A 15,928-nucleotide genomic window follows, 5' to 3' on the forward strand; every position below is an offset into this window, starting at 1 on the left:
CCACCAAGAAAACGAAGAAACTTTGAAAACAGCACCGTAACGACGCTAATGCCGAAAACAAATGAAAAAGGCTTTCAAGGATTTCCTTGAAAGCCTTACCGGTGGAGCTAGGGAGATTCGAACTCCCGACCCCCTCCATGCCATGGAGATGCGCTACCAGCTGCGCCATAGCCCCGGTCTTGTTTAAGTTATTGCTCCTTGCGAAGCCTTAGATACTTTACAACAAACTCCCCAAATGACCAAACCGGCGTGTCGCTGAAGACTACTTATCGCCACTAAAGGTAGGTGACACAACAGTTTTCGAACGATGATGTATCCGAAGAAAGACCAGGAAACCGGTCATAGAAAATGACGAAAATACGAGATAGGGATAGGGAACGAATTCGAAAAGGCCGGATCGAAATGACCTGTGTAGGTCTTTCGATCCGGCCAAACTTATTTCATCCGGTCATATGTACTTCATCCGGCAATATTCACTTCAATCCTTCATCGTTGCTTCGCAACACCGGAAGCTGCGCCAGATGAGCTGCTTCCAGTCTGCGAGCCGGAAGTCGAACCGGATTCATTGCCGCTCGTGCCAGTACTGCCGGAAGTCGAACCACTAGTGGAGCCAGAATCAGTGGAACTACTGCCGCCGCTGGTGCCGGTTGACGAATCCGTAGAAGAGCTGCCGGAGCCATGCGAGTCTGAACTGGTGCCGCCGCTGGTCGTTCCGGAATTGCTGTTGCCGGAGTTGCTGCTATTCGAATTGCTTGAACCGCTGTTGGTGCCGGTACCATTGGAAGTCGACCCGTTCGATGTGCCGGAATCGGAGGTGGAACCGGAATTGTTCTGGTTGGTCGTGCTGTTGTTCTTTTGGGTGCTGTCGTCGGTTTTCTGGTTGCCATCGTTCGTGGTATTACCGGAATCGTTCTGCTGCTTGCGATTCTTGGTGGCCGAGTTGGTGACAATATTGCGCACCACGTCATCGGTCCCCTGACCCTTGGTAGCCAGTGAGATGATGCCTGCCGTAATGCCGACCGCGACCAAGGCGCTCACCACGGCGACGACGATTGCCAGCCGCTTGTAGCGCTTCTGCTTCGATGAATCGAAGACGCGGATATGGCCGTCGGCCTGGCCCGGGCCCTTGACTCGTTTGCTGGAACCGGCAACACTCTTGCTCTGCACTCCGTTCTTGACCGGTTGCATCACGGTGGTTTCGCCACCGGAAACAGAAGGTTGCAGAACCTGAGTGGCGTTACCTGCTTTGATGCCATTTTGGTTCGATTTGTTCTTGCCGTCGGCGCCAACTGCGGGCATCGTCTTGGTCGTGTTTTTCGCGCCATCCTGTGATCCTTCTTGGCCGTTACGGGCCAGAGCCGCAAGACTCGTGGACGTGCCGTCGAGACGCAAGGTGGAAGGTGCGTGCACATTGTTTGCGGAAACGGTATTCGCCAATCGCCCATGATGCTCAGCATTCGAACCAATGACACGCGTTTCGTCATTCGAACCGGCACCTGTGATATCTTGCTGCGCTGTATCGTTGCCCTGCGGCACGTTTTCCTGCAGCTTCTTGCCGGATTCGTTGAGCACATTCTGATAGATCTGCGAGGCCACTGCGGAAACGATGGAACCGACCGCAACACCGATTACGGAACCGGCGATGCCGATTTTCGCCGACAACAGGAACGAAGTGACCGCAGCAAGCGCACCGGCTATAATCTGCGAGACCGAAATCCCCTTGAAAAAATTCTTCATGATTTTCAAGAATAACGAAATGAAATTGGAAAACGCTGATAACCGACCAAAACATTGCCGAACACTTACAGGTAAGCAGACGTATATTACAAATCTCCAGTAACTACGAATTGATATGTCTAATTATGTTAATAATTATCACTTATAGCGGTCATGGCGAACGTTTCTTTTTTACCAACACCAAGAAATAATCCACCGCGGACTCATAGCCATTCTGCTTTTTTGAGATTTAGGAGGCCGTTACTTCTTACGGTGGTCGTGCACCCAGTCCTCCACGCGGCGGAAGAGATTGACGATTGTCGAACGACGCACGATCGACATCAGCACGGCCAAGAAGATCAGTGCAAAACCAATCAGGGTGGTGAATCGCAGCGTGGTTCCCCAGAAGAGGATGGAAAACATTTCGGAGAACAGGCTTTCCGTGCACATCACCACCGAGGCCGAGGGTGCGGAAACGTGAGCGAGGCCTATGTTCTGCATGATTTGCGCAAGTGTCGTGGCGCCGATAAAGAGATAGAGGAAGCTGATGACGATTTTCGGTTCCAGCCACGAGGCGTTCGGCATGGGTTCGGTCAACAACGCACCAATGAGGAAGAGCACGAACGCGACGGCGAATTGGACGAAAGTGACAGCGAGGGCGTTGAATTTCTTCGAATAGATACCGAGATAAGTGAGGTTGAAGGAGAACACCACGGCGCAACTGAGGGTGAGGATATCGCCCAAGGAGAGCGAAAGCGTGAGACTGCCCGGCTTAAGCGCGACTAAACCGACACCGATCAGGCAGATCACTCCAGCGATGATATTGATGTTATGCGGCCTGTTCTTCGTGGCGAACCATGCCGCGAACGGTGTGAGCACACAATACGAAGCGGTGAGAAACGCGCTGCGGCCTGGGTCGATCGTCAAGAGGCCTTTGGTCTGCAGAACCATCGTGCCCCAATAGGTGGCTCCTACGATAAGGGCCGGAACAAGCATCGATTTTTTGAGCGCGGGGATAAGGCTTTTATGGAACAGCAGCAACATGATGAGGCACGCACCGCCGGTACGCATGGCCATCAACCATTGCGGGGTTATCGCCGCCATTGCGATCTTGGAGACCAGATAGCTACCGCCCCAGAGCGCTGCGCAACACAGCAGCATAAGACGGGCCAGGTTGGGCGGGAAATTGCGTGAAAGACGGCTGCGCAGGCCTTGGAAGCCACGGCGTCCGGTGCCTTTTGAGGAAAGGTAGGCGGCAAACGAATGGGACATGAACCTCGCCCTTTTGTGTTCCCCCGGCATGTTCGCGCGCGTACCGCCAGCCATGTCGGACCTCGCTTTCAATCTCCGCCCGCTCAGGGTTTCACAGACCTGTGCCGGCTATGTCTCTCCTCGTACCGATATTGGATCAAACATCAGTCACCTTGCGTCAACAGACATTCAAGCCAATATGTTGTTATCTAAATTAGGTCATTTTCTCGCCACGACACGCTTAGAAACATAAGGAAATTCCGGTTATTTGAAATTTCACGCGTTGGTCACATGTACGTTTCATTTTATTTGGGTTTCCAGCGTAAACGAATAAGCGAATAACAATCATGTAATACACTGTTGTGTGAGCGGACAAATCCTACGAAGCCGGTCTGCCGGGAAAAGCGCGGTGAGCAACGTCACACAATTTTGCCAGTGAACGCAGGCCCGAAGACGTAAGATGGAAACGTATAGACAGCAGTTCGATTGAAAGGACAGCATCATGGCTACTCTTACCCCGGAAATGAAGGAATTCATCAACAACAATCTCGCGTGGATAGCGACCGTCAGCAAGGAAGGTCAGCTCGACCTCGGCCCGAAGATGTCGATGTTCGTGCTCGACGACAACCACCTCGCCTATCACGAGCGCACCGCCGGCCAGCACTACAAGAACCTCGAGGACGGCAGCCCACTGGTCATCTGCTTCGCCAACCTGGAGAGCAAGAAGGGCTACCGCTTCCGCGGCAACGTGACTCTGCACTCCGACGACGCGATTTACGACGAGCAGGTCAAGGTCGCCGAGAAGAACGGTACCAAGAAGCCCGCCACCATTCCGGTGCTTGAGATCACCGAGATTCAGGACCTCTCCGCTGGCGCCAACGCCGGCAAGACCATCAGCAAGGACTGAACGGCAAGGCTTTAGAGACACATCTCTCTACTGAAAATAACATTGAAATTGAGGGTTCCAGACATTGGGGCCCTCAATTTTTTATGCCATCCGCACTTTTGTCCATTCGCAATCTTTTGTTTTTCCTGACAACAAGCGCGGCAAGGACTCAGGTGCTTCCTTGAACAACACCGAATCAATGGACAATGTGTTTGAACAAAGAACATAAAGAATATAAGCACCCAACAGCTCAACGGCGAAATTTGTCAAGCCTGAGACATAAATATAATTAAGTAGAGTAGTGTAGTTTGTCGTATTTGTAGTCGTTGTGCGTCATTGGGTTCCCAAGGGTTTGACACCTGCAAACCAAACCTCACGCAGGAAGTTTTGCATGGAGGAACCTTGATGTGTAGCAGATTCTCGCTTGACCTCGATTGGGATGCCATCGGCGCGGACTTTAAAGTCGAAGAAAGCGATATTTCCACGGCCACCCTTCCCAGCAAAACTTTCGTGGTCAAACCCAAACAGAACATCGGGCTGATTGTGGAAACCATGGATGGCACCAGGCATCTTCGGGGAGCCAACTGGTCGTTGATTCCGCGCAACAGCCTGACCGACAATTTATATTACAAGACGCACAACGCCCGTATCGAATCGGCCACAAAAAGCCCGACCTATTGCGAGTCGCTCGACCATATGCGCGCCATCATCCCCGCTTCGGGCTATTTCGAACCTCACAATCGCCGCCCATACTATTTTCACGCTCCCGACGATCACGTTCTTGCCTTGGCGGGCTTGTATTCCTGGTGGCGGCAAACACCATCGTCGCCATGGAAACTGACCGCGACCATCATGACCTGCGCGGCCAGCGGCGGGACGGAGAAAATTCACGGCCGCATGCCGATGCTGGTATCGGCCGGCCTCAGGGACTTGTGGCTCGACCCGCGTCAGAAGGGCTCGGAAATTCTCGAGAGGGTCCACGAGTCTGCGCAACGGCTTTCACAACGGCTTCAATTCCATGAAGTAGCGCACTTTTCCGGCGATGGGCCGCATATCATCCAGCCGATCAACCGCGAATCGCAGGCAAGTCTGTTCTGAAAACCGCGAAGTTGAGGCAGAGTAAGGGTATGAACAACTTATTGGTTGTGCTATTGGCCCGGATTGAGGATGCCCTGATAAGACTATGCAGATAAAGCTACGAACCGTTTACACGACGACGTTTGAATTCTCAAAGCTAATTGGATCGGTGCTCGACGTGAAGCAGGGGTTCGGCGCTGTCGCCTTCGTAAATCTCGGCATGCGGTGTCTTGTCGAGATCCATATCAACGTGTAATTTGGCGCTGCCGTCCCGCGCCCTGACATCGTAGGCATAATGCCGGTTTTCGAGCAAGGTGGGCTCTGTGGTGGCGTCAATCATCCACGGGCGTGCGCTTCGCATACTCGCTAATTGGCGGGTAAGCCGGTACATCCATTCGCCTTCATCCGGCAAGTCTTCCGGCGTGTCCGGATATTCGGGACGAACGATGTCATCGCCGCCGACACCGTCGGTTTTCTCGCCCTTCATGGCACGCTCGTCGCCGTAATAGACCGAAGGGGTGCCACCGACGGTGAAGAGGATGACAGCGGCCAGTGCGAGCTTTTCCTCGTCCTGAATCTGGCTGGCGATCCTGGTGACGTCGTGGTTGCCGATGAATGTCTGGGGTGTAAAGGTTTTCAGGAACGTGTCGTGACGCTTGAGACACCAGTCAAGCTCGAAGAAATTGCCGTCTTTGAGGCTGCTCCAGATCGCCTTCCACAGTTCGTACTGGGTGACGGTGTCGATGGTCGAGTCACGAACGAACTGTGGGAAGTCGCCGTGAATCGCCTCGCCCATGAACCAGGCGTTGGGCACCTCGCGGCGTACGCGCGGCAGAACTTTGGCCCAGAATGTCGTCGGCACCGTCGTCGCCGCGTCGAGCCTCCAGGCGTCCACGCCCCGGTTCATCCAATGGGTCATCACGTCACCTACCAGCTCGGCGACACGAGGCGCTTCGTGGTTGAAGGCCGGAAGAATCGCGTGTCCTTCGAATTTTTCATAATCAAGCGTCCCGTCTTCGGCCAAAGAGAAGCTGAACATGTCGTCGCTATCATGTCCGATGGGCTTGCCTGCTTCCATTTCATCCTTCGCCCGTTTGAGTTCGCGCTGGAACTCCGGAAAATCGCGCCCGACATGGTTGAAGACGCCGTCCAGCATCAGCGCGATACCACGTTCATGGCACGCTGTGACCAAACGGTCAAACGTCTGATCGTCACCAAGCCGCGGGTCGATTGTGTAGAAATCAACGGTGTCGTAACCGTGGGTTTCGGAGGTGAAAATAGGGCCGAGCAGCAAACCGTCGCAGCCCATGCCTTCCATGTAATCCAGCCAATTGACGAGGCGGTCGAGCCTCGGCACACACTGACGGTCGGCATCGGATTTCGGGCGCACCGGTGCCCCGCAGAAGCCTAGAGGATAAACCTGCCACCAGATTCTCCGGCTCATTTCGTTCATCTCACGCCTCGTTTCGTGTTGAATCGCCTTGTCCACGGCCGTTCCGTCCCAACTCTACCAGCAGGAAGCCAAGTAGACCGCGGCTTTGGAGAGTCGGCCGTGTCAGTATCGCATTGCTTCCACAGACCCGAGAACCAATAACATCCGTTTTTCGGACCAGTTGACAGAAAGTATTTTTCTTGAAAATGTAATAAGTATATATAAAAACATAATGAAAGCCGCCGAAACGCTTCTCATCACGTGCCGGCGGCTTTCATTCACTGTGATTGCCTCGCCTGAATTTACATCGGTGCCGCGGCAATCCCGATCAGCGAAAATATCGCATCACTTGTTGTCTCGAACTTGTTGCTTGACGGCGTTCTTGGCCTCGGTGGCCTGCTCCTTGCCCTGGGCTGCTGCGCTTTCGCCCTTCGCCTTGGCCTCGTCGGCCTTGTCGGAGAACTTGTCTTTGACGTCGTCAGCCTTTTTCTTGGTGTCGTCGACCACGTCGGCGGCCTTGTCCTTGACGTCGTTCGCGGCTTTGCCAAGCTTTTCGCCGGCCTGCTTGGCTGCTTCCTTGGCATCATCGAAAATACCCATAATGATTTCCCCTTGTTGTTTTTCAGATTCAATCCGCCCGGCCACCACTGAATGTTGGTTATTTAGCGACCGAGGTACGAAAACATATCGTTGCCATACATTTATTATTTTAGCCTATAAATTCATATGTAAGACTAAACACCTATGAATTGTATGATTAAGCTAATTGGCTGTGAATCCTAGAAAACAAGGCAATTGCGAGTGAAATACAAATCAGAGCTTGGGGTTTTCCCATTCGGGTGTATCGGCGATTGCCGGCCCGTGGTTGTAATCGGAAAGCGCCCAACGCAGCGGCTTGCCGGCGATGGCGATGGGAATAAGCCGGGCCCAATGCGCGTTGCGCATCGAGAAGACCGCCGAGTTGGCGTCGGCATCCTCGTCCGCATTAAGCAAGGTGCGTACTGTGTCGGCGATGCAGGCGCCATGTGAGAAAACGTACAGATCGGTATCCGGCTCGGCTTTACCCACCCACTCGGCGATGGCCTGTGTAGCACGCTGGCCCACATGCTTGTCCGGTTCGACGTTGTGCTTGAGCTCACCGCCCTCACCATGAAGCCAGGAGGTGAAATCCTCAGGATATTTTTCCATGATTTCACGGGTTGCCTGGCCCTCCCAATCACCGTAGTGGCGTTCGCGCACACGCGGGTCGGGATGAACCTCCTCACCAATCAGATCAGCGAAGGCGTGGGCTGTGGCCATGGCACGGCCCAAATCGGAAGCGACGATCAGGCGGTGACGCTGTTGGTCTTTCTGGTTATCGACGTAAAGCTCTTTGAGCGCGTGGCCTGTCTGATGGACCTGCCAATTGCCAACCTCATCGAGTGGAATGTCGGTGACGCCCTGGATACGGCCGGAAGCATTGTAGGCGGTACGTCCATGCCGTACCAAAGTAAGCGAGCGAACGTGGACGTTAGGATCGAATACAGTATTGAAATCCATCGTTTAACTCCTAAAATACTGATGGAATGGTCTTAATGAAAGATGTTAGACCGCAACCGTTCGTCTATCGGCTGACACGCCACATTTTTTCAAGCGTGCCCGACGACTGTCTACTCGCGGGCAGATTCGTTTTGCGCTGCTTCGTCTACTTCAGCGGTTTTGGGAAGCTGAAGGTCGATGGCCGGGCAGTCCTGCCAAAGTCGTTCGAGGTCGTAATAGCTGCGCTCTTCCTCATGCATGATATGGATGACGAAATCACCGTAATCAAGGAGCACCCAGCGGGCTTCATCGAGGCCTTCACGACTGATCGGCTCAAGTTTTCCGCCCTTGGTATACAGCTCCTTTTCGACTTCTTCGGCCACGGCCAGAACCTGCCGTTCGCTGGAGGCGGTGGCGATAAGCATGGCATCGGTGATGGCGATCGGGCCGGTGACGTCGAAGGCGACGATATCGGTGGCCTTCACCCGGTCGGCCGCCACCGCTGCCAGACGCAGGGCTTCAATCGTGGATTGCAATGCTGCCATAAATCAACGCTCCCATTCGGGCTTCCAGCCCTCTACTACGTGTTGTGTGTTTTCCGAATATACCATCGAATCGTCCGGCACCGCGTGGCGGATGACGGAACCGGCTCCGGTGGTGACGTTGTCGCCGACCTCGACGGGTGCGACGAACAGGTTACCGGCACCGACATGGACGTTCGAGCCGATGTGGGTGCGGTTCTTGTGCACGCCGTCGTAATTGGCGGAAATCGTGCCGCCGCCGATGTTGGTGTCCTCCCCCAGCTCGGCATCTCCCATGTAGCTCAAGTGCGGCACCTTGGTGCCAGCGCCGATATGCGCCTTCTTCATCTCGACGAACGCGCCGGCCTTCGTGCCCTTTTCGAGCACGTTGCCTGGCCGCAGGTAGGTCCATGGGCCGATATTGGCGTCCGGGCCGATTTGCGTTTCCTGTACGCGACTGCGTTCGACGGTGGCGCCAGCTTCGATATGCGCATCGATCAGGGTGGTATACGGTCCGATGACGGCGTTTTCGGCGACGGTGCTGTGGCCTTGAAGGAAGGAACCCGGCAGGACGGTGACATCCTGAGCCAGTTCGACGTCGTCTTCGATCCATGTGGTTTCGGGGTCGAGAATCGTGACGCCTTCGCGCATCCAATGCTCACAGATACGCAGGTTGTGCTTACGCGCAAGATGGGCCAGCTGCAGGCGGTCGTTGACGCCTTCCACGCTCAGGGCGTCGGGCGCTGCGAACGCACCGACTTTGCCGGATTTTCTAGCACTTTCCAACGCATCGGTCAGATAGAACTCGCCTTGTGCGTTTTGAGAATCCAGGCCCTGCACCGCGCGTGCAAGCACGGCCGCATCGAAAACATAAACGGAAGTATTGATTTCATGCACGGCGAGTTCGCTGCTGTTGGCGTCTTTCTGTTCGACGATGCGCAGCACGCTGCCGTCGCTGTCGCGGATGATACGGCCGTAGCCGGTGGCGTCGTCGAGGTTCGCCGTGAGCACGGTGGCATCGTTACCACTGGACTTGTGGAAATCAAGCAGGGCATCAAGCGTGGCAGTGTCGAGCAACGGCATGTCGCTTGCGGCGATGAGCACGGGTCCGGTGAGCTTGCCGTCCCCGTCAAGCTGCTTCATGGCGCACTGCACGGCGCGACCGGTGCCGGGAATGTCGTCCTGCTCGACGATTTCGACGTGCTCGTTGTAGCTTTGCGCGGCTTTGGCCACGCGTTCGGCCTGGTAATGGACGACTACAGCCAACGTCTCAGGATTCAACGCGGAAACGGACGTCATCACACGCTCAAGGAAAGTCTTGCCTGCCAGTTCATGAAGGACTTTCGGCTTCGACGAACGCATACGCGTGCCCTCACCGGCCGCGAGAATGATTGCAGCACTCAATGCCATATCTACTCCAATTCCGGTGCTTCACAAGCGAAACACACCTGCACATACGCAAATCGGCTGGCATCCGATGCACGGAAGGTCAGCCGACTTCATGAAGTTCCTCCACCTGGATTCGAACCAAGACTAAGGGTTCCAAAGACCCGTGTGCTGCCTTTACACCATGGAGGAATAGCGCGGTCGTAAGACCGAACCGATTTTCTATTATGCTGGCTGCTGTTGACAACCCGACACGCGTGAGCGCGAATCGTGCGCCCACGCAGCCAGCCACATCTGGCACAAGGCTTTACTCCGCCCAATCAGGCGAAGAGGAAGCCCTGCCCGTGATGCTCGGGATAAGTGTCAAAGAGCTTGGCGACGGAACCATCCTCGAAAACGGCCTTGATGGCACTGGCGAGCAACGGCGCGATGGAAAGCACGGTAAGTCCGTCCCAGCGCTTGGAGTCGTCAATCGGCACGGTGTCGGTCAAGACGACCTCACGTGCACCACAGTTCTTGAGACGATCAACCGCAGGATCGGAAAGCACGCCGTGCGTCGCGACGACGGTGACGGATTTGGCGCCGGCCTGCTTCAGCACATCGCAGGCGCCGACGATGGTGCCGCCGGTATCAATCAGGTCGTCGACCAGAACGCAATCCTTGCCGACCACGTCGCCGACTACGCGGTTTGAAGTGGCGTGGTTCGGACGGTTGATGTCGCGGGTCTTGTGGACGAAGGCGAGCGGGCCGCCGCCCAGACGCTGAGCCCATTGTTCGGCGACACGGATACGACCGGCGTCTGGGGAGACCACGGCGACATTGTCGAGGTTGCCTTCAAACCGGTCACGGATGTAATCGACGAGAACCGGCATGGCGATCAGGTGATCGACCGGACCGTCGAAGAAGCCCTGGGACTGCGCGGCGTGCAGATCGACACTCATGACGCGGTCGGCGCCGGCAGTGCGCAGCAGATCGAATACGAGACGGCAGGAAATGGGCTCACGTCCAAGGTGCTTTTTGTCTTGGCGGGAATAGCCCAGAAGCGGGCAGACGGCGGTGATGGAACGGGCGGAAGCACGCTTCAGCGCATCGATCATGATGAGCTGTTCCATAATGGCCTTGTTGACATCACCAGCGTGGCTTTGCAATACAAAGACATCCGCGCCACGCACCGATTCGGTGTAGCGCACATACATCTCGCCGTTCGCGAAATCGTACGCCGTGGTCTTCAAAACGTCGATGCCAAGCTGTGTGGCGACGTCGGCCGCCAGCTGGGGATGGGCCCTGCCGGTGACGAGTATGAGATTTTTACTGGGCTTTCCTTCTAGGATTGCGCTCACCATGTCTCCAAACGTTATCGTCTGTATGAACCAAAGCCATAATAGCTTCTCAACGCGACGGAAGCGACACGGATGATTATCGAGTTTATTCGACAGCTTCGGTCTGCGTGTACAGCCCATGTTTTGCGATGTATTGCACTACGCCGTCGGGGACGAGATACCACACCGGTTCGCCCAGTGAGACACGGTGACGGACATCGGTCGAGGAAATGGCCAACGCCGGAATTTCCAAGGTGTCGACCTCGACCTGCGTGCGCATATGCTCGGGGCTGGAATAGCCAGGGCGTGTTACAGCGACGAAACGAGCCAGCCCGAACATGTTCCTGGCCTCTTTCCATTTGAGTATTTCGGCCACGGCGTCGGCACCGGTGATGAAGAAAAGCTCGGCGTCGGGATTCAACGCCCGGATATCGCGCAGCGTATCGATGGTGTAGGTAACGCCTGGTCGATCGATATCGACGCGGGAAACGGTGAACTTGGGGTTTGAGGCCGTGGCGATGACCGTCATCAGGTAACGGTCTTCGGCGTTCGTCACGTCCTTGTCGAGCTTGAAGGCCGGCCGGCCCGTCGGCACGAAGATCACCTCGTCAAGGTCATAGACCCAGGCCACCTCACTGGCTGCGACCAAATGGCCGTTATGGATCGGGTCGAAGGTGCCGCCCATGATGCCGATGCGACGACGGCCATTTTTGTCATGTAGGTTGTTCGGTTTTGTTTTGAAAGCATCAATGGAGTTGGGATCGGGCTGCGGAGAAAGCCCTGACATCTTTCGAGCTGGCTCCGGATGCTGAAGAACATTAGCATCGGGCTTTGCGGCAAAAGCGGCATCCGCCGTTCCTGTATGCGTCGAAAGCGCACTATCGCTATCGTTGCCCGTTTCGGACGAACCAGCGGAGGTCGGAGCGTTGCTCATGCCTTGCCATCACCTTTGTTCTTGCCGTTCTTGACGTTCTTGCCATTTTTATCGTCATGTGACTTGCCGGCTTCGGTTTCGCTCTCTTCGCGCTTCTCATCGGCCTGTTCGGTCTGTTCCTCGATGTCCTCGACGGTTGCATGTTCGCTCGGATCGATCTTGCCCATGTCATCGTCATATTCGTCCTGAACGACACGACGAATCTCGGCGAAGGTCGGAATCGGAAAATCCGGCTGGTAGAGGCGACGCACCGAGGCGACGCATTCCGTGGCGCGCACCAGCAGGTCGTTCATGGCGTCGATGCCGCCTTCGGCCTCCTGCTTGCTGAATTCGGCGATGTAACGTTCCATGGCGGCAAGGCGTTCGGCCACGGTCTTTCTGCCGTCCTCATCGAGGTCAACAACGTCGTCCGCGTCCATTTCCGGCCATCCGACAAGCGCGGCATCCGCGTATTCAAGAGAAGCCCGCTGGTCGGCGGTGGCGATGCCGTCCTCGACCTGCACCAGGAAGACGTAACGTACGATGGCAAGGCGCTCCGAGGCGATTTTCAATGCGATGCGCGGGTTGTTGATGTCGATGCCACGGTCGACTGCCAGCTGATAGTCGGCCTTGACTCCGAGCTGTTCCTCGGCCTGCCGAATCGCCGTATCGTCTTTCGGCTGCTTTTGGCCATCCGTAGTGGCGGTAGCGTTCGCCGGCTGGTTGTCGGGATTCTGGCCGGCGGAAATGCCGCCTTCCAGTTTCTTGTCTTCGCCGTCCATGCCGGTTTCGTCTTTGCTTTGTTCAGCGTCGTTCATATCGTGTCCTCCGCTTTCGTCAAGCCCGCACCTGGCCGGTGCCATAGCCGATCCATTTGGTCGTGGTCATTTTCGTCAAACCCATCGGGCCGCGGGCATGCAGCTTCTGCGTCGAGATGCCCAATTCGGCTCCAAAACCGAACATACCGCCATCCGTGAACCTTGAGGACGCATTGGCCATGACCACCGCCGAATCGATACGTTTGGTGAAGCGCTCGATGGCGCTGTAATCCTCGGAAATGATGCATTCCGTGTGGCCAGTCGAATGGGCGTTGATGTGCTCGATCGCCTTGTCGAGGGAGCTCACGACCTTGACCCCCATTTTCAGCGCCAAATATTCGGTGTCCCAATCCTCAGGTGTGGCATGGAGCAGCTTTACGTTGTCGATATTGCTTTCGCCGATAATTCCGTAAGCCTCGTCGTCAGCGTGAAGTTCCACTCCGGCGTCAGCAAGCGCCTTGGCCACCAACGGCAGGAAATCCTTGGCCACGTCGCGATGGACGATCAGCTTTTCAGCGGCGTTGCATACGCCGACCCGCTGCGTCTTGGCGTTCAGGATGATCGGAACGGCCTTGGCGAAATCCGCGGCCTTGTCGACGTAGATATGGACGTTGCCCGCCCCGGTTTCGATGACCGGCACCTTGGAATTGCGCACGACGGCCTGGATGAGTCCCGCTCCCCCGCGCGGCACCAACACATCGATATGACCGCGTGCCTCCATCATCGCCGTGGCACCCATACGGCCAAACTTGTCGACGGAGGCGACCAGCGCAGGGTCGAAACCTTGTTCCTGCAACGTTTTGCGAATGATGGCAAGCGTCGCCTCGTTGGTATGCTGCGCTTCGTGACCACCACGCAGCAAGACGGCGTTCCCTGATTTAATGCACAGCGAGGCAACGTCGACCGTGACGTTTGGCCGGGCTTCGTAAATCATGCCAAACACACCGATTGGTACACGCACTTCGTTAAGTCTCAGACCGTTCGGCAGCGTGGAGCCACGAACAACCTGACCGACGGGATCGGGAAGCGTGGCGACATGACGCACACCATCGGCCGCAGCCTTCACGCGTGCTTCGTCGAAGAGCAGACGGTCGAGCTTGCCCGCGCTCATACCGGCCTGCTTGGCCCCGCTCATATCGAGACCATTGGCTTCGGCGATGGTTTTGCTCCCGGCCTCAAGTTCATCCGCGATCGCATTGAGCAACGTGTTCTTCTGCTCGCTATTGGCTTCGGCAAGTACCCGTTGCGCCTGCGCCGCGGCATCACCCATGGCGCAGACCTGCCGGAACACTTCCGGGTCAAGCACCGCAGAATCCTGATGACCGTTTGCGACCATGAAGCTCTCCCCTAAAATCCATCAATCCGCTTTTCAAAACCGATATTTCCAATCACTTTCGAAGCAGATATTCACCGTTCTGTTGCCAACGATTGTAGGCCTTGCCTCGTCCAAAACGAATTCAAACCCATTGATTTGGACACCATCGGTATTCGGCCTTGCATTCCATTAGACTGTTGTATCAGCAAAATTACGAGACCGTCAGAGCAAACGAGGTATTTGTGATGAACACCACCTTTCATAGCACCAGAGGCTTTTCCGAGGAGTTGAGCAGCCGCCAGGCCATCCGTCAGGGGCTTGCTGGCGACGGAGGACTCTTCGTCACCGATGATCTCGGCAAGCAGCAGGTCGATGTCGCCGAACTGATTGGCAAGTCCTATCAGGATATGGCTCGCACCGTGCTGGGCGTATTGTTGCCTGATTTCTCCTCTTCGGAACTTGATGAATGCGTACGCGCAGCTTATGGCTCTCAGTGGCTCGAGAGCGCCATCACCCCGTTGAAGCCGCTGGGTGACGACTATATCCTTGAACTGTTCAACGGGCCGACGAGCGCCTTCAAAGACGTAGCGTTGCAGATCCTCCCCCAATTCATGGCACGCACGACATCTGACACCTCGGAAGCGAACGAAAGGGTGATGGTGCTCACGGCCACTTCGGGCGATACCGGCAAGGCGGCGCTCGCAGGATTTGCGGATACCCCCAGCACTGGTATCACCGTCTTCTACCCTGAAGGCAAGGTCAGCGAAATCCAACGCTTGCAGATGACCACTCAGACCGGATCGAACGTCAACGTCTGCGCGGTAAAAGGCAACTTCGACGACGCTCAAACGGCTGTCAAGCGGATTTTCGGCGACAACGATCTGGCTTCAAAACTCGAGGAAGATAACTACGTCTCGCTTTCCTCCGCCAACTCCATCAACGTCGGCCGGCTCGTGCCTCAGGTCGTCTATTACTTCTCGGCTTACGTACAACTGGTCGAACGCGGTGCCATCAAGGTCGGCGATGAGGTCGAGTTCGTGGTGCCCACCGGCAATTTCGGCGACATCCTCGCTGGCTATTACGCCAAGAAGCTCGGGCTTCCGGTCGGCAGGCTCACCGTGGCCAGCGACCGCAACAACGTGCTCTTCGACTTCCTGACCACCGGCACGTACAACCGCGAGCGCCCGTTCTACGAGACTACTTCGCCGTCCATGGACATCCTCGTCTCCTCGAATCTTGAACGCATGCTTTATTACATGTCCGACGGCGACACCGAGCTCATTGCCAGTCTGATGGACGATCTGCAGAGCAAAGATTCATTTACGATTCCCGATTCCCTGCTCAAGCGTATCCGCGGCCTATTCTCCTGCGGCTGGGCCGACGAGAATCAGGTGAGCCGGGCCATCACCGATTGCTGGAACGTCAACCATTACGTCATCGATCCGCACACCGCCTGCGGCTACCATGTGCTCTCGCAGATGTTTCAGGAAACCGCGATGCCCCGCGTGCTGCTGAGCACCGCCAGCCCCTACAAGTTCCCACGCGTGGTCGGCAAGGCGCTTGGACTCGACACCGCCGGCACCGATTTCGATTGCATGGACAGGCTCTCTGAGGTCACCGGCACCACCGCTCCCAAGAATCTGCGCGGTCTGGAACACGCCGCCGAGCGCTTCACCGATGTCATCTCCATCGACGAGATGAGCGATTACGTCAAAGCTGCTTCTGATCGACTCTAAAGAAAGATAAAATAAAGGGCTTGCGGTTGACTTTTTCAGT

At 55.9% G+C, this 15,928-nt stretch carries 14 protein-coding genes and 2 tRNA genes; 3 read left to right on the top strand and 13 right to left on the bottom strand.

All coding sequences use genetic code 11. The features are described 5' to 3' along the window. Positions 1 to 102: 102 nt before the first annotated feature. The 3 genes from OZX72_RS05120 to OZX72_RS05130 form a co-directional block, all read right to left on the bottom strand. Positions 103 to 175 (bottom strand) — tRNA-Ala (locus OZX72_RS05120). A gap of 311 nt (positions 176 to 486) precedes the next feature. Beyond that, on the bottom strand, positions 487 to 1,737 hold the full coding sequence (locus tag OZX72_RS05125) for a hypothetical protein (RefSeq protein ID WP_277157592.1): 1,251 nt from the start codon (positions 1,735 to 1,737) through the stop codon (positions 487 to 489). Positions 1,738 to 1,977: 240 nt separating this feature from the next. Next, a complete protein-coding gene (locus OZX72_RS05130) occupies positions 1,978 to 2,877 on the bottom strand; it encodes a DMT family transporter (RefSeq protein ID WP_348519674.1) in 900 nt (299 codons plus the stop codon). A gap of 592 nt (positions 2,878 to 3,469) precedes the next feature. Between OZX72_RS05130 and OZX72_RS05135 the strand changes: the two genes are divergently transcribed. After that, positions 3,470 to 3,874 carry a pyridoxamine 5'-phosphate oxidase family protein gene (locus OZX72_RS05135; RefSeq protein WP_277157597.1) on the top strand — a complete coding sequence of 135 codons (405 nt, stop codon included), beginning with the start codon at positions 3,470 to 3,472 and terminating at the stop codon, positions 3,872 to 3,874. Positions 3,875 to 4,258: 384 nt separating this feature from the next. After that, positions 4,259 to 4,951 carry an SOS response-associated peptidase gene (locus OZX72_RS05140; RefSeq protein ID WP_277157600.1) on the top strand — a complete coding sequence of 231 codons (693 nt, stop codon included), beginning with the start codon at positions 4,259 to 4,261 and terminating at the stop codon, positions 4,949 to 4,951. A gap of 136 nt (positions 4,952 to 5,087) precedes the next feature. On the opposite strand, the gene OZX72_RS05145 is transcribed toward OZX72_RS05140, so the two are convergent. From OZX72_RS05145 to OZX72_RS05190, 10 genes are all read right to left on the bottom strand, one after another. Then, on the bottom strand, positions 5,088 to 6,383 hold the full coding sequence (locus OZX72_RS05145) for an alpha-amylase family protein (RefSeq protein ID WP_277157602.1): 1,296 nt from the start codon (positions 6,381 to 6,383) through the stop codon (positions 5,088 to 5,090). 324 nt (positions 6,384 to 6,707) lie between these two features. Continuing rightward, entirely contained in the window at positions 6,708 to 6,962 is a 255-nt protein-coding gene (locus tag OZX72_RS05150; RefSeq protein WP_277157605.1) for a hypothetical protein, read from the bottom strand. Between the two features lie 213 nt (positions 6,963 to 7,175). After that, positions 7,176 to 7,901: a histidine phosphatase family protein gene (locus tag OZX72_RS05155; protein ID WP_277157606.1), complete on the bottom strand. Its 726-nt coding sequence runs from the start codon at positions 7,899 to 7,901 to the stop codon at positions 7,176 to 7,178. A gap of 110 nt (positions 7,902 to 8,011) precedes the next feature. After that, on the bottom strand, positions 8,012 to 8,425 hold the full coding sequence (gene rsfS / locus OZX72_RS05160) for a ribosome silencing factor (RefSeq protein ID WP_277157609.1): 414 nt from the start codon (positions 8,423 to 8,425) through the stop codon (positions 8,012 to 8,014). 3 nt (positions 8,426 to 8,428) lie between these two features. Continuing rightward, entirely contained in the window at positions 8,429 to 9,811 is a 1,383-nt protein-coding gene (gene glmU, locus OZX72_RS05165; RefSeq protein ID WP_277157612.1) for a bifunctional UDP-N-acetylglucosamine diphosphorylase/glucosamine-1-phosphate N-acetyltransferase GlmU, read from the bottom strand. A gap of 97 nt (positions 9,812 to 9,908) precedes the next feature. Beyond that, positions 9,909 to 9,979 (bottom strand) — tRNA-Gln (locus tag OZX72_RS05170). 128 nt (positions 9,980 to 10,107) lie between these two features. Further along, positions 10,108 to 11,130 carry a ribose-phosphate diphosphokinase gene (locus tag OZX72_RS05175; protein ID WP_277157614.1) on the bottom strand — a complete coding sequence of 341 codons (1,023 nt, stop codon included), beginning with the start codon at positions 11,128 to 11,130 and terminating at the stop codon, positions 10,108 to 10,110. Between the two features lie 82 nt (positions 11,131 to 11,212). Next, entirely contained in the window at positions 11,213 to 11,893 is a 681-nt protein-coding gene (gene nadD / locus OZX72_RS05180) for a nicotinate-nucleotide adenylyltransferase (protein WP_277159370.1), read from the bottom strand. 143 nt (positions 11,894 to 12,036) lie between these two features. Then, complete coding sequence (locus OZX72_RS05185; RefSeq protein ID WP_277159371.1) at positions 12,037 to 12,636, bottom strand: phosphoribosylglycinamide synthetase; 600 nt, start codon at positions 12,634 to 12,636, stop codon at positions 12,037 to 12,039. A gap of 220 nt (positions 12,637 to 12,856) precedes the next feature. Beyond that, positions 12,857 to 14,173, bottom strand: a complete 1,317-nt coding sequence (locus tag OZX72_RS05190) for a glutamate-5-semialdehyde dehydrogenase (RefSeq protein ID WP_277157617.1) — start codon at positions 14,171 to 14,173, stop codon at positions 12,857 to 12,859. A 224-nt stretch (positions 14,174 to 14,397) separates the two neighbouring features. On the opposite strand from OZX72_RS05190, the gene thrC reads away from it, so the two are divergent. Next, positions 14,398 to 15,888 (top strand): threonine synthase, encoded by a 1,491-nt coding sequence (thrC, locus tag OZX72_RS05195; RefSeq protein ID WP_277157618.1) that lies wholly within the window; start codon positions 14,398 to 14,400, stop codon positions 15,886 to 15,888. The last annotated feature ends 40 nt before the right edge of the window (positions 15,889 to 15,928 follow it).

Source organism: Bifidobacterium sp. ESL0769, assembly GCF_029395495.1.
Lineage (GTDB): Bacteria > Actinomycetota > Actinomycetes > Actinomycetales > Bifidobacteriaceae > Bifidobacterium.